The sequence below is a fragment of the Bradyrhizobium sp. AZCC 2230 genome (assembly GCF_036924495.1).
Classification (GTDB): domain Bacteria; phylum Pseudomonadota; class Alphaproteobacteria; order Rhizobiales; family Xanthobacteraceae; genus Bradyrhizobium; species Bradyrhizobium rifense.
The window spans coordinates 4,824,646-4,850,341 of record NZ_JAZHRS010000001.1; the positions used below are offsets into that span (position 1 = coordinate 4,824,646).

Below are 25,696 nucleotides of genomic sequence, written 5' to 3' on the forward strand. Positions count from 1 at the left end.
ACGACCCTAGAGGGTTCGAGCTCTATAGACCTTGATGCGCAAGCAAGCGCACCACAATGCTTTTTGACAGTGCCGTTGTACGCAAACCTTCAAGCTGAGGGAGGAAAGTATGGCTGCTCGTTCGCTTCATGCATTCAACAACTTCGTCTGGACGGTAACGATTGCCGGCTTTCCAGGCGCTGCCGCGCCCGCCTTCGCTAATGTTATAACTGATTGGGACGCGAAAGCGATTACCGCCGTTGCGCCGCTAGCTAGCGCTCCGTCGTCGCCATACACGCCATATGCCGCTTACCGTATGGTCGGAATGGTCCATCTGGCGATGTTCGACGCGGTCAATTCGATCCAGCGCCGCTACAGCAGATATCTAGTACAACTGCCGGCCGACTCGAGCACCACAAAGGAAGCCGCAGCGGCGGCGGCGGCGGCGACAGTTCTTACAAGCATCGATGCAGCAACGGCCAAGCAGATCAAAGGGGAGCTTGAAAGCTATATTGCGGCGCTTCCCGATGGAGTTCCGAAATCGGACGGCATACGCCTCGGTGAAGCGGTTGCGGTGAAGATTCTCGAAGCGCGAGCGAACGATGGGGCCGATGCACCTGATGACTACCGGCCAAGAACGGCGCCTGGGGTCTATGTGCCGACGGCTATTAGCGAGCCCCGATGTGGCCAAGCGTCAAACCATTTGCCCTCCCGAGTGCTTCTCAGTTCCGGCCCAGCCCGCCGATTGCACTTGATAGCGCGGAATGGGCGAAAGATTTCAATGAAATCAAGGTCTATGGCGCGCAGAAGAGCGTAGCGCGAACGCCTGAGCAGACTGAGACTGCCCGCTTCTGGCTTGTCACCGGACCCGTGGCCTATTTCCCGTTCTTGAGCCAGCTAGCAATGATTAAGAACATGGGTGTCGCCGAAAGCGCGCGGTTCATGGCACTCGGAGGAATTGCTATCAATGACGCATTCATCGCTGTTCTGGATGCCAAGTACCACTACAACTTCTGGCGGCCAGTCACGGCGATTCGCAACGGCGATATCGATGACAATCCAGCCACGGAGCGGGAGGCTACCTGGCAGCCAATCGCCGAGACGCCATTGCACCCCGAATACCCTTGCGCTCATTGCATCGTGAGCGGCAGCGTCGCGGAAGTCGTACGGGCGACCTTCGGCTCAGACGACATTCCGGAGATCGCGATGACAAGTCCGACAGCTCCGGGCGTGACGCACCGGTGGACCAACCTCACGGCTTTCACTACGGAAGTTGCAAATGCTCGCGTCTGGTCAGGCTTCCACTACCGTTTCTCGACGCGTATCGGAACGGCGATGGGATCTCAAATCGGAGACTACGTTGTGAAGAACGTGCTGCAGCCAGCCGAGCTCAGCTCACGGTGAATGGTGTGTTTCGGCATGGGGTCTCGACCTTGATCGGCGCGGGGTCCGATCAATCAGATTCAATGGAATCAGTGACTTGAAGGGGTACCGAAGACGCCGATGGGGGTCACTTTTCGGTCAGCATTCACACCTTGTTGCCGAGCGCTGAGGCGAGCCAGCTTTTGCCGACGCCGGAGGGCCCGCAGATCAGCAGGTTGGCGTGGTCATCGATCCAGCGGCCTTCGACCAGCATCGTCAGCAGGCTGCGGTCGAGGCCGCGTGGAGTGCGGTAGTCGATGTCTTCGACGCAGGCCTCCTGGCGCAGCTTGGCGTATTGCAGCCGCTTCGACAGCCGCTTGTCGCGTCGCAATGACGCTTCGCGTTCGAGCAGGAGCGCGAGCCATTCGGCGTGGCCGAGGCTTGCGGCGTCGCCGCCGGCTTCGATGTCGGCGAAGGCCTTGGCCATGCCGTGAAGGCCGAGCGCGTGGAGCTGATCGAGGGTCGGATGGGTAAGCAAGATGAGATCTCCTAATTGTAGTAGCGCGGCCCGCGGATGTTGGGATGAAGGATCGGCGCGTCGTCCGCGGAGCGCTTGGGTGAAGGACGCCGATCGAGATTGTTGGCGAGGATCGATTTGACCGAGCCGTAGGTGCGCGCGCCGATATCGATCGCCCGCATGGCGGCGGCATCGAGCCGCTCGTGCCCGTAGGATCGGGCGAGCCGGATGATGCCGAGACAGGCGCGGAAGCCCTGTTCCGGATGCGCGCGCTCGTCGAGGATCAGGTCGCACAGCGCCGCGGTCGCCGGCCCGATCGAGGCTGCGTCCTTGCGGATGCGCTCGATGGTCCAGCCGGCGTAGCGCCGATGACTGGATGCCATGTGCTCCGGCACGGTCGTGTGCTTGTGGTTGCCGCTCATGCGCTGATGCGCGGCGATCCGCTCACCCTTGTGGAATATCTCGACGGTGCGGGCCGTGAAGCGCACCTCGACCTCGGCGCGGACGAAGCGATGCGGAACGCTGTAATAATGCGCCTCGATCTCGACGTGATAATCGATGCTGACCCGGCAGATCCGCCACTCAGCGAACACGTAAGGGCTCTCCGGCAAGGCCTGGAGTGCCGGCCGGTCGATCTCCTCCAGCAGCTTGCGGCGAGTGACGCCGAGCCGCCGGATCGGCCGCTCCTCGTTGAGCCGGGTCATTAACTCGGCGATCGCCGCGTTGACCTCGGCGAGGCTGTGGAAGATCCGGTGGCGCAGCCGTCCGAGCAGCCAGCGCTCGACCATGAGGACCGCCTGCTCGACCTTGGCCTTGTCCCGTGGCCGTCGCGGCCTCGCCGGCAGAATGGCGGTGCCGTAATGCGCCGCCATATCGGCGTAGCTGCGGTTGATCTGCGGATCGTAGAGGCAGGCCTTGATCACCGCGACCTTGGTGTTGTCCGGCACCAGCAGTGCCGGCACGCCGCCGATCGCCTCGAAGGCGCCGACGTGCCCGCTGATCCAGTCGGCGAGGCCCTGCGTCCAGGTCGCCTGCGCGTAGGTGAAGCTCGATGCGCCGAGCACTGCGACGAAGATCTGCGCGGTGCGCCGTTCGCCGGTGAACCGGTCGATCACCACCGGCACGCCGTCGCCGGCATAGTCGACGAACAGCTTGTCGCCGGCCGCATGCGACTGGCGCATCGTCACCGACAGCCGGCCTTCCCAGGCCCGGTAGAGCTCGCAGAACCGCGAATAGCGATACCCGCCGGGTTCGCCCGCGATGTACTCCTCCCACACAATCGACAGCGTCACGTGCTTGCGCTTGAGCTCGCGATGCACCGCCGCCCAGTCCGGCTCGGCCTGCCGCCGATGGCCCCGCCGGGTGCCCGGACCGGCTCCGGCGCTGGCGAACAGCCGGGCCTCCAGCACCGTGTCGGTGACGTCGTCTGGCAACGGCCAGGTCAGCCCCGCCGCCTCGAACCGGCGGATCGTCAACCGCACCGTCGAAGGGGCCGTGCCGACCCGCCGCGCAATCTCGCGGGTCGGCATCCCGGCCGACTTCAATCTGATCACATCGCGCACATGGCGCATCGCAAACCTCTCCGTCGGCATCCAGGTCCCCCCTTCGCAAAGCCGAAAGGCGGGACCGTAGCGGAGCCAGAAGAGGCCTCGTCACCCCGGGCGACATCATCCCGGAATGGTGGGCGAGATCATCTCGGAATGGTGGGCGACATCAAATCGGAACGGTGGGCGAGATCATTCCGGAATGGTGGGCGACATCGAGCGGAATCAGCACTTTGATGGTCGAGCTGGAGGCGTGGTTGCGCGAGCAGCGCGCCAAGCTCTCCAGGAACAACGACACAACCAAGGCGATCAATTACTGCCTCAGACGCTGGGATGCATTTAGCCGCTTCCTCGACGACGGACGGCTTTGCATGTCGAACAATGCTGCTGAACGTGAGCTACGGGCGGTCGCCATCGGGCGAAAAAATTGGACCTTCGCCGGGCCCGATGAGGGCGGCCGGCGTGCTGCTGCCATCTACAGCCTCATCGCCACCGCAAAGCTCAACGACGCCGACCCGCAGGCTTGGCTTGCCGACGTGCTGGCGCGCCTACCCGATCACTCTGCCAAACGCATTAACGAACTGCCGCCTTGGAATTGGCACCCTCAAAGCGTCGTCCACGCAGCTTGAGCGCGATCAGCCTTCCCGAAAGCGGCCTAGCCGGGGGCCCTCGCCGGATGCGTCCTGAACGCGCGCTTGTCCTTTTAGTTAACCGCGCCGTCCCTACTGATAAGCTTTCTCTCAAATCCTTATCAGTTGCTGAACTGACGAAATCCAAAGCATTTCGACCGATAAATCCGAAATGTCGACTTGAAAAATGGATCGTCGTCGACCGGGGCCGCCGTCTGACCTCTCATACTGGAAGACGCCGCGTCGCCAACTTGTCGACGTACACGAGAATATCTGACTGATGACTAGGTACAGACCTTGGTCGATGTCGCCAAAGCAAATCGCTACGGCCATCGCGACGCCACCATGGTCCTGGTGGCCTATCGCCACGGATTCCGCGCTTCAGAGTTGACGGACCTTCGTTGGGACCAAATCGAATTCTCGTCAGCTACTCTTCATGTCCGAAGAGTCAAAAATGGAACGCCAAGTACGCATCCGATCCTCGGAGACGAGCTTCGTGCTCTGCGCAAGCTTCAGCGAGAACAGCAACCAAAATCCCCGTTCGTCTTCACTTCCGAACGCGGCACTCCGTTCAGCACCGCGGGATTTGCGCGAATGATCGAGCGGACAGGCGCGGCTGCAAAATTACAATTCAAAGCGCATCCACACATGCTACGGCATGCTTGCGGCTATACGCTCGCCAACAAGGGACACGACACCCGCGCGGTGCAAGCCTATCTGGGGCACAAGAATATTCAGCACACTGTACGTTACACCGAGTTGTCGCCTACCCGCTTCAAGAACTTTTGGCGGTAAATACACCGGTTAGTGCGGGCACGTCGGTTTTGCCCTCGAAAGAGGACCTTAGGCCAGAGCGCCGTTTATGTCAGCTATGGGCCCAGGCTGTGTGAAAAGCCTCTGCTGGCTGTGATTCGCGCGCTAAGATTCCTGGCGATTTTGCGGGGCATCTGATGAAGCGCTTTGTTGAAGGATTGAATCGCGGGCAGAGCACGCTGTTTCCGGCATCACTCGACGACTATGTGTCCGAAGATAACCCGGTGCGAGCGGTCGACGTGTTTGTTGACGGTCTCGAGCTCGACAAGCTCGGCTTTGTCGGTGTCCAGCCACTCGACACCGGCCGACCCAGCTATCACCCCGGTGTTATGCTCAAGCTCTACATCTACGGCTACCTCAATCGCGTGCCGTCGAGCCGACGCCTGGAGCGAGAATGCCAGCGCAATATCGAGATGATCTGGCTGACTGGGCAGTTGGCGCCGGACTTCAAGACCATCGCAGATTTCCGCAAGGACAATGGCAAGGCCATTCGTGAGGTCTGCCGCGAGTTCGTCGCGCTGTGCCGCAAGCTTGATTTGCTTGTTGCAGCGAGCGTCGCCATCGATGGATCGAAGTTCAAGGCCGTCAATGCGAGGGACAAGAACTTCACCGAGGCAAAGATGAAGCGCCGGCTGGAGCGAATCGACGAGAGCATTTCGGCGGATTGCGAAAACGCTCGTTGCGCGCACGCGTCAATGCCGAAACTAAGCACCCGATCTCAATGGTTGAACTGGACCATCGACCTTGGATCATGCGCAGGGTGCATTAGACGATGCTCGACGCATCAGGTCATGCTGCCCGGGATGAAACAGCGGACACGAGGATGGCCATCGATGTAGTGCTTCCAGACCATCGTCCGTCCGGTGAGATTGGGTTGCTTGATGAGAGCGCCGTCTGGCACGAGCACCCATTCGTCGTCGATGCGAACGCGATATCGTCCGTGATCGGACTTCCAATCCGGTTCGGAGACTACGTAGGCGTCGGAGTCCTCACAGCACTTCCCGAATTCGCCCTCCAGGCTCTCGAACCAGGGCTTCAGCGGGGAATTCGCGAAGCGCCCGTCATCTCGCGCAAGTATCGCGGTCGACGACAGCAGCAGCAGACAGATTGGAACCGCGATGTGCTTCATCGCTCTGATCACCAGCATTTCGTCACCTCGGCCATCTCGGACAGTCAGTTGCGACTCAGCGTCGCCGGCGTCGAGGGCAAGGAGCGCAGGAACACGAAGCGGGAGGTCACCGGTATTTCCGCATCGGCGCGACCATCCTGGCCGATGAGAATCAGGCCCGCTCCCCCATTTGCCACCGTCAGGATGACCTCTTCGCCAGCCCATGTCCGGATCGGGTTCATCCCGATGACGAGAAACTCGCCGACGGGCTGGTCCAGATATTGAAGTCTAAGCTGCGGAGCGATTTCGGGCGGTGCAAGCCCGAAGCCCAGTTGCTGCGCGAGTTCGTAGATTTCCCGCAACCGCACCGTCTCACCCTTGAAGCCCAGGTCGGCCGCAGTCACTGTCAGCAGTGTTACAGCCGTGCTGGTGCCGCTAAGAGTAAACGCAGGTCGGGCAAGAGCCTCCGCGGCCGAGTTCCCGACGCCGCAACCCATCGCACTCAGTGCGTTGAGGAGAGCAAACGTATCCGGGAACGTCCCGATGCTGATCGTTTTCCATTCGGCAACATCCGAAACGGACGTTATCGGACCCATGAGTGCCGGGACAAATGGCGTCGCCTTGTGCATCAACTGCCTCTGCAACACATCACGCGCCGAGCATTGAGCGTGAGCGCGGTTCGCAGAGGCGAGAACGCATACGACACAGAGCAAGAGCGTCGCTGCAGCGACCTCCCCCGTCAGCGCAACCATCCGCCTCATGACGCCCTCCCTCGTGGCGCGAGTTCGGCCAGCAGTTGATACCGTTCAGCCGAGCATGAGGATGCACCGAGGACATATGAAGTACTTTACAATCGGCTTCCATTCTTCTTACCGTTTGCTTACATCGCAGCTCTGCTGGGGTGCGATCGTACCGTAGGAGGACTCCTTTGCTCTACTCCTTTTCGGACTTCACGCTGGATACGGACCGGCGGGAGCTGCGGCAGGGAGCCGAGACGATCTCTGTCGCGCCGCAGGTATTCGACCTGCTGAGCTTTTTGATCCACAACAGGGAACGTGTCGTCAGCAAGGACGAGCTCATCGCCGGCGTTTGGAATGGTCGCATCGTCTCCGATGCCGCGCTGACGACGCGCATCAATGGTGCCCGGTGTGCAATCGGCGACACGGGTGAGAAACAGGACCTGATCAAGACGCTCCCGCGCAAGGGCTTCCGCTTCGTAGGCTCGGTTCGGGAAGGGGCAGGACCCGTAAGCGGCGCCTTTGGCTCTGAGGAGCAAGACCGCGAGGCAGCGCCGAGACCGCTTTCGCGACACCACCTTTCAATCGTCGTTTTGCCCTTCGCCAACCTTAGCGGCGATCCCGAGCAAGACTATTTCGCCGATGGCGTGACCGAGAGTTTGACCACGGATTTGTCGCGTATCTCAGGCTCGTTCGTCATTGGGCGACACACTGCATTCACCTACAAAGGCAAGGCAGCCGATCTCAAGCAGATTGGTCGTGAGCTGAATGTTCGGTACGCGCTGGAAGGTTCCGTGCAGCGCGCCGGTGATCGACTTCGCGTGAACGTTCAGCTCGTGGACGCGGAGACTCGCGCCCATCTGTGGGCGGACCGATTTGACAAGCCTATTGCCGATCTGTTCGATATGCAGGACGAGATCGTATCGCGTCTTGCCAACACGCTCGACGCGCAGCTCACTGAGCAGGAGGCCAGGCGGTCAGAACGTTCTCCGCACCCCAATTCGATGGACTTGTATTTCCAAGGTAAGGCTTTGTTGCACAAGGGATGGACGTCCGAATGCGTGCTGCAAGCTCGGGATATTTTTGAAAGGGCGTTAACTCGCGATCACAAGAATGTCGACGCGATGGTCTGGATGGCGGGCGTCGAATTGATACTTGGCGTGAGCTACATGGATGACGACCGGACCGCGCATTTCGCGGCGGCCGAGTCGATATCAATAAAGGCGCTATCTCTCGCGCCAAACCACGCCTATGCCCACCTGGTCTTGGGCATCGCGCAAAATTGCACAAACCGCGCCGTTCAGGGTATCGCTGAATTCGAGAGAGCGTTGGCGTTGGATCGCAATTTGGCCGAGGCGCATGCGCAGATTGGCAGCGCGAAGTTGAACATGGGTTGCGGTGCAGAGACTGAGGCCCATATCAAGGAAGCGTTTCGCCTCTCTCCTCGCGATGTCTTCGCCCATCGCTGGCTCATGATAATCGGCTTTGCCAAGCTGCATGTTAACGCGGATGCTGAAGCAGTCGGCTATTTCCGCCGCAGCATCGAAGCCAACCGGAACGACGTCAACGCGCATTTTGGGCTGACCGCCGCGCTCGCGCTGGTTGGCTCGCTGGATGAGGCGAAAGCCGCTGCACAGACGCTGCTTGCGCTCGTTCCAAGCTTCACCCTCCGCCGCCTCCGAAACGCCACTTACAGTGACAACCCAATTTACCTCGCCTGGGGCAAGCGCATCTTTCAGGGCCTGCGGCTGGCGGAAGTGCCGGAGGGGTGATGTCGGAAATGGGTCACGAGCCGCAATAGTTGAGACCTCAGCACGACGTCCTCCACTTGTCGCGACGGGGCCACAAGCGGACATTCCATACTGCGCGGCTCATGGGAGTTGGACTGAGACCGGCACTTCCCGACGAACGCACGCAATCATGGGGGTAGGCCCATGATCCGACAGGCACCCGCTATCCTTTCGAGGTGTTCCGGCGTGTAAATTCTGGCAAGCTTGGGAACGAGTGTGGACACGCGCACAGCCGGCCTCGCCTCCATCAGGCGCGCGCCGATCATCCGGGCTTCCTCGACCCTGCCAGACAAAGCGTGGCATGCCGCCAGAAGGAATTGTGCGTTTAGATAATTGGGCCGGTGCAGCACAGCCGACTTGGCCCAGGATGACCCCTCCTCGTATCGATCTGTCAGCAAATGCGCACACGCTATTCCGCTCTGCATCAGAAAGAGAAACGGATCCATGGGGCTTAAACGCACCCCGGCATGGAACTGCTTGAGCGCCGCATCGACATTGCCGCGGCGTATGTGTTCCCAGCCGATAGTATACCGTGCGACAGCCAGATTTGGGTTGAGCTCATACGCCTGGAAGACGAGGGGCACGCCCTCGTCGATCTCATACAGTACGGCGGCAATAGCCTGCCCGACTCTCACGAGGACAGTTGGATCTTCCTTATCGAGCTCAATTGCGCGCCTTGCCAACCGCCGGGTCTCGTTCCGCTCCTGATCCGCATCGACCGTCCAGCCGAAGACCTTTCGTTGCAGGTAGCAATAAGCACCAAGCGCGTAGGCTGCGGCCAGCCCGGGATCAATTTCGACAGCAAGCCAGATCAGTCGGAGGGCTTCAATGTTTTGTTCGCGGGTGAATTGATAGAAGCTCGAGAGTGCACGAAGATAGTAGTCGTAGGCCTGAAGATTTTCGGTCGGTACGCGCTTTGCGCGCTCTATCTCGGCGCGCTCCAATTGAGGAAAGAGTGCGCCAATCACGCTACCCGTCACCTGGTCCTGCAGATCGAAGATATCGTTGAGTTGGCTGTCAAAGCGGTCCGCCCAGAGATGGGCGCCCGTCGTGGCCTCGATCAACTGCCCGGAAATGCGAACGCGATCGCCGGATTTGCGCACGCTGCCTTCGAGCACATACCGAACGCCCAGCTCGCGCCCCACCTGCCTGATGTCAATCGCCTTGCCTCTATAGGTAAAAGTGGATTGCCGCGCGATGACGAACAGCGATTTGGACCGTGAAAGGCCGGTGATGATGTCCTCGACCATGCCGTCGGCGAAATACTCCTGCTCCGGATCGGAGCTCAGGTTGGTGAACGGGAGAACGGCGAGCGACGGTTTGTCGGGAAGTGTGAGGACAGGTTTCGCCGCCTCGCTGCGGATGTCGGCGGCTGCCACGGTGGGGGCGCCGTGAGCTTCCTGCACCGCACCGATGAAGCGATAGCCCCTCCTCGGCAGCGTCTTGATCAATCGCTGTTTCTCCCCGGAATCGCCAATTGCGGATCGAGCAGCATTCAGCCTTGTCGTGAGGGCGACATCCGACACGCACCGCCCCTTCCAAATGGCGGTGATAAGCTCGTCCTTGCCAACGACGCGCTCGCGGTTGCGGATCAGATAGTCGAGCAGGTCAAAGGCCTGTGGCGTCAGGGCGACGACGCCTGCATCGCGGTAGAGCTCGCGGCGGCCGGGATCCAGTTCGTAGTCTTCGAAGAGATAGCGCAAGGCGCGAAATCCCTTTAGACGGTCTCCGGTCAGGCCCGGCAACACCTGGAAAGTTAAAGAAATAAGCTGTCCGTAAGGAAAATGTAAGCAGCAGGTCAAGCGTGCTGGGCCGGATCATGGCAGCTTGTCCGGGTGGAAACAAGGCACCCGGGAATGCTGCAATGAGCACGATTTACCAGACAACGGGCTTGGTCCAGACGGCCGTATCGCAGCGACGCAATGTCAGCGCTTTCAAGGATTGTTGGACCGCATTTCAAGAGTGGCGGAAATGGGAGCGGCTGCGGCGGGATCTTTGCAGCCTCAGTGATCGAGAGCTGACGGATATCGGTATTACGTATGGCGAGATCGACTACGTAGCCTCGAACCGAAATACTGACCCGCGAGGCATACGATCGGTCGGATAATGCCGGCCTCCGGCGGCGGGGTGCAGTGCCTTCGGTTCAGCTCTCGCGGGCAATCCATCGGCTATCGCGAAAAGCGAGCAGGATGTTAAGGTTTGATCTCAATCACCGATCAACTTAAGAGGGAGGGCACTCATGGTTCAGCAGAGCGCAATTTCTCGCCGTCGATTTGTGCAAACGACTGCCGCGAGTTCATTGGCACTCGCGGGGATGGGCCATCGTCGCCCGGCTCGGGCTCAACCGAGCAAGCCGAACATTGTCTTCATCCTGGCGGATGATCTCGGCTACGCCGATGTGGGCTGCTACGGTCAGCGGGACTATGCGACACCAAACATAGACCGGCTGGCTGCCGAGGGATTAAAATTCACGCAGGCATACTCCAATTCGCCTGACTGCTCTGCGACGCGCACGGCGTTGATCACGGGGTGCTATCAGGCTCGGTTGTCGGTTGGGCTCGAAGAGCCGCTTATTTCTCTAAGTCCCAAGGGGACTGGCTTGGCGCCAAGTCACCCCACTTTGCCGTCGCTGCTGAAGAATGTGGGGTATGGCACGACGCTGGTCGGAAAGTGGCATCTCGGCGATCTGCCCGATTTCAGTCCGTTGAAGAGCGGCTATGACCAGTTTTTCGGAATACTCGGCTGCTGCGCCGACTATTTCAATCATGGAGCGGAGGCTTCCCGGACGTATGTATTGCCGTTCCCCGGACTTGCGCATCAACTTTACGAGCAGGAGGTACCGGGTTGAGCGTCACGGTTACATGACAAACCTGCTCGGCGATCGAGCCCTGCAAACTATTGAAGGCTACGCCAAGCGAAAAGAGCCGTTTCTGCTGAGCCTGCATTTCACCGCGCCGCATTGGCCATGGGAAGGGCCGGATGATGAGGCAGAGTCGAAGCGGATCAGGGATATTTTCGATCGCGATGGCGGCTCGCAGAACACTTATGCGGCGATGGTGCAAAGCCTGGACGCCAATATCGGTCGCGTGCTGCAAGCGCTCGATGCCAGCGGCCTCGCCAGCAACACCATTGTCATTCTCACCAGCGACAATGGCGGCGAACGATTCTCCAACGTATGGCCGTTTACCGGCATGAAGCATGAGCTGCTCGAAGGCGGCATTCGCATTCCCGCGATCGTGCGCTGGCCTGGACGGATCGCGCCTGGGACGGTGTCCGAGCAGGTCATTATCACGATGGACTGGATGCCAACGTTACTGGCGGCCGCCGGCACATCGCCGGACGCGTCGTATCCATCCGATGGAGAGGATCTTGGACAAGTCTTGACTACCCGGACGGAGGCGCATCCTCGGAAATTGTGCTGGCGCTATAAAGCGGGATCGCAGCGTGCTATCCGCGACGGCGATCGGAAATATTTGCGGGTAGCCGGGAACGAATTTCTCTTTGATCTTGTGAGAGATCCGCGTGAGCGGGCCAACCTCAAGGACCGGGAGAGAGACGTATTCGAACGACTGAAAAGCGACTGGGAGCTTGGGACGCCACGATGCTACCGGAACGGCCTCGGCCGGCGAATTATGCCAACTCGAGCAATTTCCTGGCTGACCACTATGGCGTCGTTAACCCAGCGGCCCCGCCGGATGGCGACGCAAAGCCGTAGTAGGCTTCGTTCTCGCAAGCTCAGCACAGGACGGAATTTGTTCGCTAGATCGGAATGATCCCATGGAGCGTCGCGTCGTCATCGCCCTGATCGGCAGTGTTATGTCCGCGCCTTGGCTGCAGCGGGCGAGAGCTGCCGGCAAGGTCTATCGGATCGTCTTCGTCGTTCCGCGGCACGGGTCCTCGAGACTTCGCCCGACGTTATCTTGGCTGGCGGAGGCGGCGCCAACGAGGTCGCGCACGCCTTCCAACGGTTGACACGAACTGTGCCCATCGTCATGGCCAACAGCTCCGATCCGGCCACACAGGGCCTCGTGGCCAGTCTCCCCATCCCGGTGCCAACATCACAGGTTTCTCAGGTAACACTGGACCGGAGTTTGAAGCAAAGAGATTGCAGTTGCTGCGCGAGGTCGCACCGGATGCGGTTCGAGTGGCCTAACTCGGGCTGAAGCTCGATTGGGAAAGTCCGGCCGCGATTGGCGTGCGAAGCGCAGCGGAGAGACTGGGTATCACGTTGCTTCATGCCGAGCACGCGCCGTCGAACTACGAAGATGCATTCATTAGCGATTTTGCGGTATGGTGCGCCAATCCGCCCAACGGGTTTGTTCGACGGGAATTGCAAAGACATAACCGACGCCGCGTTCTGTCTTGATGACACGTGGCGCCTTCGGGTCTGCCTCCAGTTTGCGCCGCAGCCGCAGCACCTGAACGTCGATGCTGCGATCGAAGATATCTTCGTGGAGCCGGGTCGCCTGCAACAGATACTCGCGCGACAGTGGCCGCTCCGGCGCATCGAGGAAGGCCTGCAGCAGGGCGTACTCGCCCTTGCTGAGGGTAACCGGTCGTTCCTGCGGATCGAGGAGGCGCCGGCTGCGACGATCAAGCCGCCATCCGCCGAACCTGTACCCGCCCCGCTCTCCGTCGCGGCTGCGCAAGGACCATCCGTTCTCACGGCGCCGCAGCACGGCGCGGAACCGGGCATACAATTCGCGGATACCGAACGGCTTGGTGAGGTAGTCGTCGGCACCAAGTTCAAGCCCGACCACACAGTCAACTTCATCGCGGGAACAGCCTGTCAGAATAACGACCGGTACGTCCGAACCGGAACGAATTTCCCGGAGCAGATCGAGCCAATTGTCCTGGCCGAGGTGCAGGTCGAGAATGACTGCGCTTGTGTCCCCCGCCGGCTAGTTGACGGGCCACCGCCGAGCGGCCCATCGCCGAGACGGTCTGGATGCCGTGCTGCCCGAAATAATCCGAGATCAGGTGCCGGACCGCCGGATCGTCATCCACGACAAGGACGTGGCCCGAGTTGCAGTCGGTGGCCACGATGCGGCTGGACTCGACCTTGGTCAGCATGCGATCAGGCCTCCGCATGGCTGCTGCGGCCCTGCAGCAGCAGGGCCGCGAGTTCATTGGGCATGTCGAGCATCACATCATGCCCGCATGCAAGCTCCTCCCGCCACCAGCCGCGCTCTCCTGCCTTGGCGTAAAACTGGCCGAAAGGACCTTCATAGCCACGCGCCAGAATGTATCCGATGGTTGCGATGCTGTCGCAGGCTCCGCTGATCTGCGCCGGCGCTTCAAGACTGGACAGCGGGTGCATCGTGCACTGACGGTCCACCCAGGCGGCGTCTGCCGCATTGACCGCGAAGGCCAACGCGGGTCTCGGCGGAACTCTCCAGCCATCGCCATGGGCCACAGCCAGTTTCCGGTCGCTCTCACCGTTGTCGGGCAGGTAGTCGAAAAGGGTTTTGCCGTTCTCGGGAACGAAGGCGTCGAGATAGATGAGCGAGCGAATCCGGTCCGGCATCCGGTCGGCGACGTGGCGTGCGACGAAACCGCCGTAGGAATGTCCAACCAAGACGACGTCGCGCAGGTTCTCCCAAATCATGAGATTGGCCACATCGGCGACATGGGTGTCGAGGCCGACGTCGCGGCTCAAGAGATGGGAGCGTTCTCCGACACCCGTTAGCGTCGGCGTGAACACCCCGTGCGCTCCAGCAGCCAGCAGGCGACGCACGCGTGCCCAGCACCAGCTACCATGCCACGCGCCGTGGATTAGGACGTAATCGGTCATTGCGGGTTACTCCTTGCGATGTCGGCGCCGTGACACGAGGCGACCTGAAGGTGAAACAAACGATGCTGCACATCGCTGCGTCGCGCCGACATGTGGACGGGGCGCCTCGCTCTGCCAAGTCTGTTTTCCGGACTGGCAATTCCGGCCGCCGGTGACTACATCGGACACATGTCAGCAAGCTATCGTCAGTTCTGCCCGATCGCGAAGGCATCAGAGATCTTCGCCACGCGCTGGACGCCGCTGATATTGCGCGAGCTGATGGCCGGCACGCACAGCTTCAATGACATTCAACGAGGCGTGCCGCTGATATCACGCGCCGTTCTGGTGGCGCGGCTACGGGAACTCGAAGCCCAAGGGGTCATTGAACGACGGCGGCGCGCGGACGGAACCGGTCATGAGTATTGGCTCACACCGGCCGGCGACGGGTTCCGCTCCATTGTGAATGAACTCGGTCGTTGGGGAATGACGTACACGCGCGACCGGATCAGGCGCGCCGATCTTGATCCCGGCTTTTTGATGCGGGGCTTGCGAAGGCGGGCCGACGTCAACACTCTGCCGGATCATCGCATCGTCGTGCGCTTCGAGTTCTCAGGCGTACCGGCGAGCCGAACGAAGTTCCGCGTCATGTGGCTGTTACTCGAACGTTCAGGCGTGGGTGTGTGCGAGAAGGACCCCGGATTTTCTGTTAATCTCACAATCCGGGGCAACATCGGTGTTTACGTGGCCGTCTATCTCGGCCATGCGGCATGGCGCGATGTGGCTGGTAAGGCACTGCTGCTGGATGGTGACCCCCGGATTGGAAAGCAGCTTCCCGATTGGCTGAGGCTCGGCGACGTGAGGGGCCGGGAGCCATACGATATGGCCCCTCTATGAGCAACTCGGACTACTACTACCGACGAAGCGGTGGCGCTCATCTCCCCGACACGGTCGATGCGGAACCCGCCTAATCTTACTGCATCAGAAAGTCGTGGTCGTCAGGCGTGGCTTGTTCGGTCTGCTGCAGCACGGGCACCGCGAGAGAGCAAGCGCGACGGTGAGCCGTCGTCGGATGGTCGCGATCGAGTCCGGAACGTGACGTTCGGTCCGGATAGGCGGCGCCTTTAGGTCGATGACCTCCGGATAGGGCGAGTTTTTGGAGCCGCCAGGCAGCACGCCATGCCGAGGCGGGAATCGCGGCCCCGGTTCTTAGGAATCCTTCAGGACTATTTGCCACGAACGTATTTTTTGATGACCCGGATGCTCGCAGCGGAGAGCTTGATGCAGGGGCTCAGGATCGGTCTGGCCGTGCTGAGCTTCATGAAACCGATCACTGGCATCGTTGGCTGCGCGCGCGCAGTCACCGGCCACGCGACCACTGCGCCGCCCATGAACTTGATGAATTTCCGCCGCCGCATGTGCCCCCCGTAAGGACCACTCCTTGCGCAATCTTCAGAGCCTAGCACTTTGCGACCAGCGGCGAGAGAGAAATGCCACACATGCCCCTCAGACACTGATCAGGCCCGATGTCGCAAATGCGTCAATCGCGTCGGTTTGTCGCTGATCCGGTGACTTCTGGTCTGCCCGGGCAAGCGGACGTTCGTCAGATCGGACCGGCATGTCTCAAACGGGCCACGAAGAGACATTGCTGGCTTGATCAGTATAACAGCGACCGCCAACCGAGTAGGCCAAGGTTTGGCGGGGAGACTTTAGATGGAATACACGTCCGATACGATACCGGCGCAGTTCTGGCGCATCAAATACGATCAAGATCACGATGGTAGTGCGCCGCTTCTATCGAGCATTTCAGAGAGCCCAAATTGCCAGAACTTTGCATACGCTCTGCTCAAGCACTTCGGCTACGAAATCTCGCCTTTTCGCTCCAGCAACCTTCGGGAAGACGCCGAGGAAACTGTAATCGTAACGGGCGAGCTATGGGCATTGGACCTGCTTTTATTCAATCGGACATCCAGTCCTTGGGGAGCGCATGTTGCGCTCTACCTGGGCGGCGGCAAGGCAATCCATCTAAGCAAGAAAGAATCAACGGCCGTAATCTGGCCATTCGCCCAATTCCAGATGCTTGCCGAATATCGGATTTTCATCGGGGCGAAGCGACTACGGAAATTCGGCGGAGCAAACTAAACGACGGACGCTTGGTTTGCTGCGATTGCGGACGCCTAAGTGGCGAGAAAAGCGGTAGAAACATGTTTGGCTCGCTCCTCGCCGGGGCATGCCCCCATGGAGCGGCCTGATGAAATGACGTGGGTGGCTAGGACAAGTCTCGCCATGACAAGTTGGGACGAAATCATGACACCAGAAATCCGACGAGGGCGTACCGACGACGCCGAATTCATCGCGCGCACAATCCTGCTCGCGCAACGCGGGCCTCGGCCGCTTGGCTGGTTCGACTTTGCGTTCGACGGGCCCGAGCCTGAGGTGCTCGCATTCCTGGAGCGGCTTGCGGTCGCCGAGCAAAGCTCCTGGTATCACGTCTCGCAATTTCTTGTGGCCGAGATCAACGGCGAGCGCGCCGCGGCACTCTGCGCCATGCCTTCACGGTTTGCGCGCGAGACAGTACGGCCTGCAATCGATGAGGCAGCACGCCGCGCCGGTATGAGTGAAGCCGATCTTGCAGCCATCTACACGCGCGGAGCGTATGCCCGGCCGTGTTGGGTTCAGGGCAGTGACGAGGATTGGTTGATCGAGCATGTCGCATCAGCGCCCGCGTTTCGTGGCCGCGGGGTGATTCAGGCATTGCTCGTAGGTGGGATTGCAGCTGGTCGCGCTGCCGGTTTCGCGCATGCCTCGATTACGTTTGTGATCGGCAATGATAAGGCCGAGCGCTGCTACGCGAAAGCCGGCTTCTCATTTGCAGAGGAGAAGCGCGACGCTACCTTCGAAGCGCTCACCGGCACGCCTGGCTTCCGGCGCTTCGCCCGAGCGATCTAGCTCAGCGCGAATGTCTCATATGGGTCACAAGCTGTCCTTGGCAGGCTGCTTCATCAAGGTCGACTCATCTCCGGGAAGCAGACATAGCGGCTCTGCGGGCGAAGGTCAGCAACGGGCCAAAGAGCGACATCGGCTCGATCACGATCCGTCCGCTCAGGTGGCAGGGATCGTAAACTGAAAGAGAGCACCCTGCGGTTCGCACGGGACCGCCCACAGCCGTCCGCCGTGGGCTTCGATGATCGAGCGGCAGATAGATAGGCCCATGCCCATGCCCTCGGGCTTGGTCGTGTAGAATGGCTCGAACAGACGCGAGAGGCTCTCCGAGCTCAGCCCCGGGCCGGTGTCCTGCACCCCGACGCGCACGCCACCTTCGGACGGGTCGGCATTGACGCCGATCTGTAATTCGCGCGCGCCTTCCCCAATGCCCCTCATGGCCTGAATGGCGTTGACGATTAAGTTCAGCATCACTTGTTGCAGTTGGACCCGATCGCCTTGGACGCGCGGCAGGCCCTCCGCAAATTGCGTCCGCACCGAGACGCTATTGTTTGCGGCCTCCGCACGGGTGAGAGCAATAACCTCAAGGATGGCATCGTCGATCGCTACGGCGTCCTTTCGTGCGGGCACCTTCTTAACGAGCGCACGAACGCGCTCGACGACCTCGCCTGCGCGATTCCCCTCCTTGACAATCAGAGAGAGCGCGTCATTCACCTCGCCATAATTTGGTGGATCCGCGCTTAGGAAACGCCGAGCGGCTAACGCGTATGTGACTGCCGCTGTGATCGGCTGGTTCACTTCATGGGTGATCGAGGCCGTCAACTGGCCCATCGTCGCGACGCGGTTGGCATGCGCCAGCGCCATCTGGGCCTCGCGATATGCTTCTTCGGCCCGCTTGCGTTCCGTCACGTCGATCTCTGTATCGACCACCTCGACTAGTTTCCCATTTGTTGAGAACACGGGTTGGCCGATTGATTCGAGGTGTTTCACCGTTCCATCGGGCAGTACGATTCTAAACGCGGTCGAGTAACGTGTCTTCTCCCTAACCGCGCGCGCAACCTCTGCGTCCAACCGGTCACGGTCGTCGGGGTGAATTCGTTGCAGCACAGTTTTGCGGTTTGGAACACCCTGCGCCGGATCAAACCCCCAGATGCGGTAAATCTCTTCCGACCCAAAGAAAATTGTCGAGCCCTTGTAGGCCGTCACACCGCAGTGAGTCAGCCTCTGTGCTTCCGCCAAATATCGCTCGCTCCGCTGTAAGCTGGCGGTCCGTTCCGCCACCGTGGCCTCCAGCTCCTCGCGGGCCTGACGAAGCTCCTGCTCTGCCCGTCGTCGCGCGCCGCTGACCCAGCCGACCGCCAGGGCGCAAAATATGCAAAAGGTCAGATAAACCAGATCGGTATAGCTGATCGGGCTGAAGGAAAAAAACGGACGCAGGAAGAAGTAATTAAGGCTAAGGACTGAAAGGACAATGGCGAGCACGCCTGGCCCGGTCCCCGCGTACCAAACGGTCGCGGCGACCGCGAGCAGGAACGGCGTCAAAATAGCCTCGAAATGCCGGAGCAGGAAGAAATCCAACCCGATTGCAATTGCTACGGACAGAACTGCAATGCCGTACCGGAGAATCCCCGGCATGGTTGTCGGCGATGAAGGGTCCCGATGCTCCATGACTTGCCTCATTCCTGAGCCAGCGCGCAGCACTTCCGAGATGGCCGTCTGTTGCTCGATGAGTCCGGTCACCCGACCCCGCAGCTCGGTTAACTGATCTTGCAGCTCAGAAGCGGCACATTCTCCGTGGATGCTCTCGTTCATGCGGAACGGTTCGTCGGCTTTGACGGTGAGGGCAACATAACGGAACCAACTGCAGCTTGCGATAGCTCTCACGGCCGTCCAAACCGAAGATGCGGCCAAACATCCAACTTCCGCTGTGGGTCACAACGCGAAGAACTCAACCTGAGTAAATCTGGCCCGCTATGCCTCACTAAGCGGACCTCAACGAGGTGCGCCGCTCTTCGCTGATGGGCCACAACCAGACCCATGCGCCGCAGCAAATGGACGCTGGTCAACCGGTTTAGTGGGTTACCTTTGGCTCGTCCGCGGTAATACAATCTTGAACTCAGTGAAAAGTCCAGGCACCGTCTCGACATCGATCCTGCCGCCGTGCTGTTTCACGATAATATCGTGGCTCATCGAAAGGCCGAGTCCAGTCCCTTCGCCTGCCGGCTTGGTCGTAAAGAACGGATTGAACATCTTTTCCTTTACTTCGGCGGGGATGCCGGTGCCATTGTCGCGAATGCGAACTTCCACGGTGTTTCCCAAATTCTTCGTGGTAGCGCTGAGTATCGGCTCAAAGCCGGAATCGCCGCTCTCCGTCTTGCGCTTGGTTACGGCATAAAATCCGTTCGAGATCAGGTTGAGAAAGGCACGAGTTAATTCCTGCGGAAACGCTTCGACTGTGCCGGCACCTGGGTCGAAGCTGCGTTGCAGGGTGATATTGAACCCAGAGTTTTCGGCGCGCGCACCGTGATAGGCGAGATTGAGGCTGTCATCGAGAAGCCCATTGATATCTGTGGGAAGGTGTTCGCCGGAACCCTCGCGCGAATGCAGTAGCATGTTTTTGACGATGGCGTCGGCGCGCTTGCCGTGCTGGACGACCTTTTCGAGATTGCCCTTCAGCGTGCTTGTCAATTCGTGGACATCTTCCCGCATCTTTTCGTCCAGCGAGGCAGACTTGAGCATGTCATTCAGTTCGTCTGTTAATTCCGCCGAGAGGGCAGAGAAATTATTGACGAAATTCAGCGGGTTCTTGATCTCGTGCGCGATGCCCGCGGTGAGCTGGCCAAGCGAGGCCAGCTTCTCGGTTTGCACCAAACGATCCTGCGCGGTGCGCAGTTCGTCGAGCGACTGCGTCAATTCCTTGGTTCGCTGCTGGACCTGTTCGAACAGTCCCACATTCGAGATCGCGATCACCGCCTGGTCGGCAAAGGTCTCGATCGCCTCGATCTGCCGGTCAGTAAATGGCTTGAGGTGCGACTGGCGTAGGGTTATTGCGCCGATCACTTGATCGTCCCGCATCAGCGGCACCGTCAATAATGCCCGTGGCCCGCCTAGGCCAGTCAAGCCTTTGCTCAATTCGGGATCGTCCGCAACGTTTGGGTAGTGGAGGGTACGCTTTTGGCGTGCCACGCGCGCGAGTACCGAGCCCGGTTGATCGACGGATGCCGGGTTGGATCGCAGGAACTCCAAATGGGTAGGTAACGCGCCAGACACGGCAGTGACATGAAATTTGCGGTCTCGCAGCAGGAAGATCGTGGAGGCGTCGCAACCGCACAGCTCACGCGAGGTCTCGACAATGACATCAAGCACCGGCTGCAGGTCAAACGCCGAGCGGCTGATAACCTTGAGCACCTCGGAGGTTGCGGTCTGCTGCTGAAGGGACTCGCTCAGGTCGTCCGTACGTCGGCGCAATTCCTTTAGCAACCGCGTGTTTTCGATGGCGATGACGGCTTGGGCGGCGAAGTTGGTTACGAGCTCAATTTGCCTATGGCTAAAGGGCCGAACTTCCTGGCGATAAATGATGATGGCTCCAACAAGCTCGGGGTCCTTAAGCATTGGCACGGCGAGAAGGGTTCGAGCCCGCAATATCTCGACCGTCGCAATGCGTAGAGGCTCGCGCTCAGCAAACAGGCGTCCCGACATAACGTCAGGAATGTGTATGACCTTTTTGCTTGCAACGAGCCGCCCCAGACCTGTATCCGGCCCCGGAACAAGCGGTCCGCTTTTGAAGAGCTCCGCGTAGGCAGCAGGAGTGTTGTGCAGTTCAGCTGCCAGAAATCCCCTGCCATCAAACAGGAGCAACTGGCCGAACTTCGCTTCGCAAATCCGCAAAGCATTGTTCAACATCGACTTGAAGACCGGCTGCAGATCGCCGGGAGAACTGCTGATGACCTCAAGAACCTCCGAGGTCGCCGTCTGCTGCTCCAACGATTCCGTGAGGTCTCGCGTCTTCGCCTGCACCTCATTGAATAGCCGCGCATTCTGAATAGCAATCACCGCTTGATCAGCGAATGTCTGAATGAGTGCCAACTGCCTTTCCGAGTACCTGAATCCGGCTTCCGGGTGGGTAAAGATGATCGTGCCGATTCCTTGTTCTCGATCGACTAGCGGCGCGAAAGTGATAGATCGAAAGTTACCAGCGGCGGCGGCGTTGCGCGTAAATTCCGGCGTGTCGGGAGATCCGACATCGGGAATTTCGATGATACGACGTTCGAGAATTGCCCGTGCGGAAGGCGCGCGGTCCCGGTCGAACGGAATGGGATATACCGAGCGAACGCGTTCGACATCAAACCCCGAAATTGAAGCTGCCGTTGCATTCCAGTGAAGCTTCTCGTCTTTCAGAGTTGTAATCGTCGCGGAGCAAGGCTCGAACAGCTTTGCCGCACTTCTGACGATTGCTTCGAACACGGGCTGCACGTCCGATGGCGAGCTGGCGATAACTTTGAGGATTTCTGCGGTCGCGGTCTGGCGACCCTCGGCAGCGTGCAGCAGGTATTTTAGCCTCGCAGTCTCAGGCCTAGACTTCTCAGCCCGTCGCTGACCGGGCTTTGGCTTGTGAGGCTGGGATTGAGCAGATTGGACGGCAGGGGACTGGGAATTGCGGGCAGTGTTGGGGTTGGGCGCTGTCGCCCGCTTTACTGCTTTTCGTCCGCGCGTCACCATTTTCTGGCCTCCGGGCGAAAATCTAACCAATCTCAGGGCTGGCGTATAGGCATCGTCTCGGGGGTAATAGCTGACTGCAACCTCGCATTAGTGACAAGTCGTCGATAGCGATGTCCAGTTAACCCCGGACAGCCGACTTTGACACCGTGGCTCGTGATGTCCGCATGGGGTCAAAATGCGAAGAACTCAAGCTGAGCAAATCTAGTCCGCCGTGCCTCGATAAGCGGACCTCGACGAGGTGCCCGGCCACTTCGCTGATAGGCCAAAAGCTGAATCATTGAAATACCGAATATCGGCCGTACCCGCCGCGCCGACACTTCGAATTAACATCAAGCGCTGGATTGCAAGTGATTAGGGTGTCAGGCCCCTCTCATACGCAAGAAGGCACTTGGCTAGGCCTTTCGGATTTGACAAGGCGACCAGATGGCCACCGGAGATTTCCTCCACCTCCTTTCCGAGCCTTTCACGCGCGACACGCCGTTGAAATTCGATCGGGAAAAATCGGTCGTCTCTTCCCGCAAGAACACGAATGGGGATGTCGGGCCAGCGCGCGAAGCGACACGGCTCGCCGAAAACGGCCTCGGCTTCCTCGCGTGGTTTCGGGGCGGCGCGCAGCACGTGTTGGGGTACATCGTGCAGAAAGTAAGTTTCCACATCGAATTCCGTCGCATACCCGCGGCGTCTCGCAGCTTGTTCCCGTGCCTCGACCGCTCTTGTTGCATGCCACCATGCACCGGCGGCCTCGTCGGGCTCGGGGATCATCGCGTTGACGAACACAAGCATCCCCACGGGCGCAGGCCCGCAAACAAGGGGCGCCGTGAAGCCCGCAAGCGACTGAGCGACGAGTATCACGGCGCTTCGTTCCGCTATGGCGCGGACAACGATCTCCGCATACGCGGCGAGACCGGAGTTCCTGTCGTCGCCGGGCAGACCGACCGCGATGGCTTCGTGCCCCGCAGCGCAAATAAGCGGGATCACGCGGTGCCAATACCAAGCCATGCCGCCCGCCCCGGGCACAAGGACAAATGTTGCCATGTTGAGTTTCCTCCGTTGCTGCTGGAATAGACCCTAGCGAGCTTGCCCGTTTGATCGGGATTGATCTGCAATGATGGTGGTTGCGAGATCAACATCGAGGGGCGGGGCTGATCGTGGGGCTGTGGGTCGAAATCCCGCTATCCATTGAACGGAACACAATCAGCCGTGCGGCCACTTCGCTGATGGGTCACGAGGTGACATTCGAAAATGAAAAAGGCCGCCAGCTGAGGCGGCCTTACTTTTAGGTTGGTGGCTTTAGACCGGGCAAGTTCAGCCATTCGGCAATGCGGGCGGCGACATCGGATTCCTGGACCTTCTTCAAAAGGGCCTCTTGCTCTGGGCTCGGCGGCAGTTGTTCTGCTTTTTCTCTCGCTAACCTGGCTTCCTTGATGAGCCGTTCTCCAAGCGCTTTATCCGGTTTGAATCTGAAGCGCCTCATGACTTCCTCCTGTCACAAAGTTCGCTCTGCTTAAAACTCTCGAGGGGGCACCGAAGTTCTACGGAACTCTACACCTCATGTTCGCGCAGCGAAACACCTCGTTCGCGATGTGTTCTAGCGGACGAAATTCCTTGAGCTATCTCAAGGGTCAGACGGGACCTGAATTAGGACACTGCCAAAATCAACTTAGGACAGTGAGGTTAAATACGGACAGTACCCCGTAGCGAATAAGACAATCGGCGAACGCAGCCATCGCTCGAACGAAATCAGATGTCTGTTGAGGGGGTCATAAGCGGCGGTTTGACGCTCGGCCGCAAACTTCCGGTCTGACCCTATGAACCGACATGTAGCTGCATCGCGTCAACGGAAGCGATGGGCCAACAGCGGAAATTGCGCGGTCGATTGTAGGACGATGCGCTGCCGCCGCAGCATTCTGGTGATATGGTCATAAGCGGGGCGAGGCTAGGCTGATCGGCCCGGCTTGCCTCGCGCAAAGCGGGACACCAGGCCGACCAGTTCCGTGGACCAGGACAAAACAGCAGTTTGCCGGCCGTTGTTTATCAACTCCACCGCAGCGTTTGGGGACTACTTGTTTGTTGAGCTTGAACCGACAGTCGCCGGAGGGGGCGGCATCATGTTCCAGGTGTCGGCGCGATATTTCCAATCTGCGCCATCCCGGACGATGACGCTCATATAGGTTCCTTTGATCTGCTGGCTTCCGGCATCAGCAGACCAGGTACCGGCTTGATAAAGTGAGTTTGGGTCTATCATGTTCGCCTGCGCGACCGGCAGAACCATGTTTTTGAGCTTCTCATTCACCATCTGATCCATGAATTTGCGGATATTCTCAGTGCCGATGATGGGTTGATCCACACCTTGCGGCAACAACACGGCGTCGGCCGTGTATAGCGCGGTGAGAGCGGCGGCATCTTTCATGTTGAAGGCTTCGATCCACTTGTCGTCGACACGCTGTGCAATTGTTTTGGCGTCGTCTGCGAAGGCGGGTACGACAACGGCGAATGTCACTGCCAATACGCAAAGCATTTTGTTCATGGCTTGCACTCCTCGCATGTGGTTACCTCTAGAAATGCCAGTGCCGCGCCGCGCTTCGAGCGTACTGCTCAAGTTTGCCACTGGCCGATGTTGGTCCGGACGTGGTAGCGCCTCAGCGAAGGCGCCAGCGGGTAGCCTCACTGAATTGGAGCTTGTCCAGATGCTTTTCATCGGAGCCTCAATGGCCACGTGGCAAACGAACACATGATTCAGAATGGGCTCCGAGAAAGGCGGAGTACGGAGGTGTCGTTTAGAAAAATTTGAGCCGCGGCTACACCTTCGGCTTCATCTCTTGTCTCATCGCGGCATTCAGGCGAACGGAAATGATTCAGGATCAGGTCAGTCATTGCCGAACCCTGATCCATTGCTCATGGGCTCGCAGGACAACGAATACTTATTAGGCCGGTGATTGACACCAGACAAGACTTAACACCGGCGCATTGCCGTTCCGGAGAAGTACGGTCAGGAGGATTGACGCACGGGCGCAAGGCAACGCCATCCGGTCTACCCTCAACTTCGGACATGACCGGGCGCCGTCCGGACGGTTGGGATGGGCCATTTCCGGACCAACCACGCGCCCCTAAATCATACTACCCGGCATGAAACAGCGAACAGTCGGACGACCGTCATCATAGTAGGGCCAAACAACCGTTCTCCCGAAGCGGTTGGGTACCTTCACGACCGCAACGTCCGGAACGTCAATCCACTCGTTCGCAAGAAAGACTTGGAAATGCCCGTTCTGGCTTCGCCAATTTGTGTCCCGCAAAGTATTTCCGTCGGAAAGAGCGCAGCAGGCCTCTCCTCCTTCGGATTTCAATTGCTCGAACCATCTGTGCATTTCGGGATCGGCTTGCGCGTATTTGCCTTCCGGATCGCGAGCCGCCACGGGCGTGGACATCAGCAGCAATGCCACCATCATCGATCTTACGATGTACGTATTCTGCAACCGGGCTCTCATAACAGCCCCCCTGTTCAAAAATTCAATCGTTTGAACGCGATCACGCCGAGAAATAAATTCGCGTCCGGGTCAACGGGAAGAACGGAGGGAAATGCATCAACGACATCGCCCAGCCGACTTTGAAATGCGCCCGGAGGCGCCAGGGCCCAAGTAAACTGAACGGGTTGACAGTCAGTAAGCCTGATCGCCCGCCCCATCACAACTAGAAGGAATGATGGGGCCTCGAAACGTAGCAATGGTTTTCCGCCAGTTCAACCTGAAGTCAGTTAGGCGTGGCTGCGGCCTTCTGTGGAAGTGCAA

Annotated in this window: 24 protein-coding genes and 3 pseudogenes; 13 read left to right on the plus strand and 14 right to left on the minus strand. The window is 59.5% G+C overall.

Annotated elements, in window-relative coordinates:
- Window positions 1-109 precede the first annotated feature (109 nt).
- Both V1280_RS23160 and V1280_RS23165 read left to right on the plus strand, forming a co-directional pair.
- A complete protein-coding gene (locus V1280_RS23160) occupies window positions 110-796 on the plus strand; it encodes a hypothetical protein (protein WP_334529311.1) in 687 nt (228 codons plus the stop codon).
- Between the two features lie 98 nt (window positions 797-894).
- Window positions 895-1,383 (plus strand): vanadium-dependent haloperoxidase, encoded by a 489-nt coding sequence (locus tag V1280_RS23165; protein WP_334529314.1) that lies wholly within the window; start codon window positions 895-897, stop codon window positions 1,381-1,383.
- Between the two features lie 130 nt (window positions 1,384-1,513).
- Here the strand turns inward: V1280_RS23165 and V1280_RS23170 are convergent.
- Together V1280_RS23170 and istA are read right to left on the minus strand one after the other, a co-directional pair.
- Window positions 1,514-1,879 (minus strand): annotated as a pseudogene (locus V1280_RS23170) (ATP-binding protein); the annotation flags it as partial.
- A gap of 11 nt (window positions 1,880-1,890) precedes the next feature.
- Window positions 1,891-3,429, minus strand: a complete 1,539-nt coding sequence (istA, locus tag V1280_RS23175) for an IS21 family transposase (RefSeq protein WP_334538391.1) — start codon at window positions 3,427-3,429, stop codon at window positions 1,891-1,893.
- A 206-nt stretch (window positions 3,430-3,635) separates the two neighbouring features.
- Here istA and V1280_RS23180 point away from each other — a divergent pair.
- The 3 genes and pseudogenes from V1280_RS23180 to V1280_RS23190 all read left to right on the plus strand — a co-directional run.
- Window positions 3,636-4,031 (plus strand): annotated as a pseudogene (locus V1280_RS23180) (IS66 family transposase); the annotation flags it as partial.
- A gap of 297 nt (window positions 4,032-4,328) precedes the next feature.
- A complete protein-coding gene (locus tag V1280_RS23185; RefSeq protein WP_334529317.1) occupies window positions 4,329-4,826 on the plus strand; it encodes a tyrosine-type recombinase/integrase in 498 nt (165 codons plus the stop codon).
- Between the two features lie 155 nt (window positions 4,827-4,981).
- A pseudogene (locus tag V1280_RS23190) lies at window positions 4,982-5,503 on the plus strand (transposase); the annotation flags it as partial.
- A 125-nt stretch (window positions 5,504-5,628) separates the two neighbouring features.
- Here the strand turns inward: V1280_RS23190 and V1280_RS23195 are convergent.
- Together V1280_RS23195 and V1280_RS23200 are read right to left on the minus strand one after the other, a co-directional pair.
- Complete coding sequence (locus V1280_RS23195) at window positions 5,629-5,991, minus strand: hypothetical protein (protein WP_334529320.1); 363 nt, start codon at window positions 5,989-5,991, stop codon at window positions 5,629-5,631.
- A 26-nt stretch (window positions 5,992-6,017) separates the two neighbouring features.
- A complete protein-coding gene (locus V1280_RS23200) occupies window positions 6,018-6,581 on the minus strand; it encodes a hypothetical protein (protein WP_334529323.1) in 564 nt (187 codons plus the stop codon).
- A gap of 299 nt (window positions 6,582-6,880) precedes the next feature.
- Between V1280_RS23200 and V1280_RS23205 the strand changes: the two genes are divergently transcribed.
- Complete coding sequence (locus V1280_RS23205; RefSeq protein ID WP_334529326.1) at window positions 6,881-8,461, plus strand: winged helix-turn-helix domain-containing tetratricopeptide repeat protein; 1,581 nt, start codon at window positions 6,881-6,883, stop codon at window positions 8,459-8,461.
- Window positions 8,462-8,607: 146 nt separating this feature from the next.
- Here V1280_RS23205 and V1280_RS23210 read toward each other — a convergent pair whose 3' ends face one another.
- Entirely contained in the window at window positions 8,608-10,182 is a 1,575-nt protein-coding gene (locus V1280_RS23210; RefSeq protein WP_334529328.1) for a winged helix-turn-helix domain-containing tetratricopeptide repeat protein, read from the minus strand.
- A 161-nt stretch (window positions 10,183-10,343) separates the two neighbouring features.
- Here V1280_RS23210 and V1280_RS23215 point away from each other — a divergent pair, with 161 nt between their 5' ends.
- From V1280_RS23215 to V1280_RS23225, 3 genes are all read left to right on the plus strand, one after another.
- Window positions 10,344-10,586, plus strand: a complete 243-nt coding sequence (locus tag V1280_RS23215; protein WP_334529331.1) for a DUF1127 domain-containing protein — start codon at window positions 10,344-10,346, stop codon at window positions 10,584-10,586.
- Between the two features lie 132 nt (window positions 10,587-10,718).
- Window positions 10,719-11,327, plus strand: coding sequence for a sulfatase-like hydrolase/transferase (locus V1280_RS23220; RefSeq protein WP_334529334.1), 609 nt, complete (start codon window positions 10,719-10,721; stop codon window positions 11,325-11,327).
- A gap of 13 nt (window positions 11,328-11,340) precedes the next feature.
- The gene (locus V1280_RS23225) at window positions 11,341-12,252 is read left to right on the plus strand and encodes a sulfatase family protein (RefSeq protein ID WP_334529337.1); all 912 of its coding nucleotides are present in this window, start codon (window positions 11,341-11,343) and stop codon (window positions 12,250-12,252) included.
- A gap of 501 nt (window positions 12,253-12,753) precedes the next feature.
- Here V1280_RS23225 and V1280_RS23230 read toward each other — a convergent pair.
- Genes V1280_RS23230 through V1280_RS23235 form a run of 3 tightly spaced genes read right to left on the minus strand, consistent with a single transcriptional unit; the run spans window position 12,754 to window position 14,273 of the window.
- Window positions 12,754-13,356: a winged helix-turn-helix domain-containing protein gene (locus V1280_RS23230; protein WP_442895248.1), complete on the minus strand. Its 603-nt coding sequence runs from the start codon at window positions 13,354-13,356 to the stop codon at window positions 12,754-12,756.
- Entirely contained in the window at window positions 13,250-13,552 is a 303-nt protein-coding gene (locus tag V1280_RS46845; RefSeq protein WP_442895153.1) for a hypothetical protein, read from the minus strand. Before V1280_RS46845 ends, V1280_RS23230 begins: the two co-directional genes overlap by 107 nt.
- Window positions 13,553-13,556: 4 nt before the next feature.
- Complete coding sequence (locus V1280_RS23235) at window positions 13,557-14,273, minus strand: alpha/beta fold hydrolase (RefSeq protein WP_334529340.1); 717 nt, start codon at window positions 14,271-14,273, stop codon at window positions 13,557-13,559.
- A 90-nt stretch (window positions 14,274-14,363) separates the two neighbouring features.
- Between V1280_RS23235 and V1280_RS23240 the strand changes: the two genes are divergently transcribed.
- The 4 genes from V1280_RS23240 (at window position 14,364) to V1280_RS23255 (ending at window position 17,198) form a co-directional block, all read left to right on the plus strand.
- Window positions 14,364-15,146 (plus strand): winged helix-turn-helix transcriptional regulator, encoded by a 783-nt coding sequence (locus V1280_RS23240; RefSeq protein WP_334529342.1) that lies wholly within the window; start codon window positions 14,364-14,366, stop codon window positions 15,144-15,146.
- Between the two features lie 384 nt (window positions 15,147-15,530).
- Window positions 15,531-15,680 carry a hypothetical protein gene (locus tag V1280_RS23245; protein ID WP_334529345.1) on the plus strand — a complete coding sequence of 50 codons (150 nt, stop codon included), beginning with the start codon at window positions 15,531-15,533 and terminating at the stop codon, window positions 15,678-15,680.
- A gap of 282 nt (window positions 15,681-15,962) precedes the next feature.
- A complete protein-coding gene (locus V1280_RS23250) occupies window positions 15,963-16,391 on the plus strand; it encodes an NlpC/P60 family protein (RefSeq protein WP_334529348.1) in 429 nt (142 codons plus the stop codon).
- A 96-nt stretch (window positions 16,392-16,487) separates the two neighbouring features.
- Window positions 16,488-17,198, plus strand: coding sequence for a GNAT family N-acetyltransferase (locus V1280_RS23255; RefSeq protein ID WP_334529351.1), 711 nt, complete (start codon window positions 16,488-16,490; stop codon window positions 17,196-17,198).
- A gap of 153 nt (window positions 17,199-17,351) precedes the next feature.
- On the opposite strand, the gene V1280_RS23260 is transcribed toward V1280_RS23255, so the two are convergent.
- The 6 genes from V1280_RS23260 to V1280_RS23285 all read right to left on the minus strand — a co-directional run bounded on the left by V1280_RS23260 (window position 17,352) and on the right by V1280_RS23285 (window position 25,384).
- Complete coding sequence (locus tag V1280_RS23260) at window positions 17,352-19,004, minus strand: ATP-binding protein (RefSeq protein WP_334529354.1); 1,653 nt, start codon at window positions 19,002-19,004, stop codon at window positions 17,352-17,354.
- A 267-nt stretch (window positions 19,005-19,271) separates the two neighbouring features.
- Window positions 19,272-21,656 carry a GAF domain-containing protein gene (locus tag V1280_RS23265; protein WP_334529357.1) on the minus strand — a complete coding sequence of 795 codons (2,385 nt, stop codon included), beginning with the start codon at window positions 21,654-21,656 and terminating at the stop codon, window positions 19,272-19,274.
- Window positions 21,657-22,262: 606 nt separating this feature from the next.
- Complete coding sequence (locus V1280_RS23270; RefSeq protein ID WP_334529360.1) at window positions 22,263-22,946, minus strand: alpha/beta fold hydrolase; 684 nt, start codon at window positions 22,944-22,946, stop codon at window positions 22,263-22,265.
- 241 nt (window positions 22,947-23,187) lie between these two features.
- The gene (locus V1280_RS23275; RefSeq protein ID WP_334529363.1) at window positions 23,188-23,385 is read right to left on the minus strand and encodes a hypothetical protein; all 198 of its coding nucleotides are present in this window, start codon (window positions 23,383-23,385) and stop codon (window positions 23,188-23,190) included.
- 585 nt (window positions 23,386-23,970) lie between these two features.
- Window positions 23,971-24,438 (minus strand): SgcJ/EcaC family oxidoreductase, encoded by a 468-nt coding sequence (locus tag V1280_RS23280; protein ID WP_334529366.1) that lies wholly within the window; start codon window positions 24,436-24,438, stop codon window positions 23,971-23,973.
- A 580-nt stretch (window positions 24,439-25,018) separates the two neighbouring features.
- The gene (locus V1280_RS23285; protein WP_334529369.1) at window positions 25,019-25,384 is read right to left on the minus strand and encodes a hypothetical protein; all 366 of its coding nucleotides are present in this window, start codon (window positions 25,382-25,384) and stop codon (window positions 25,019-25,021) included.
- Window positions 25,385-25,696: the final 312 nt, after the last annotated feature.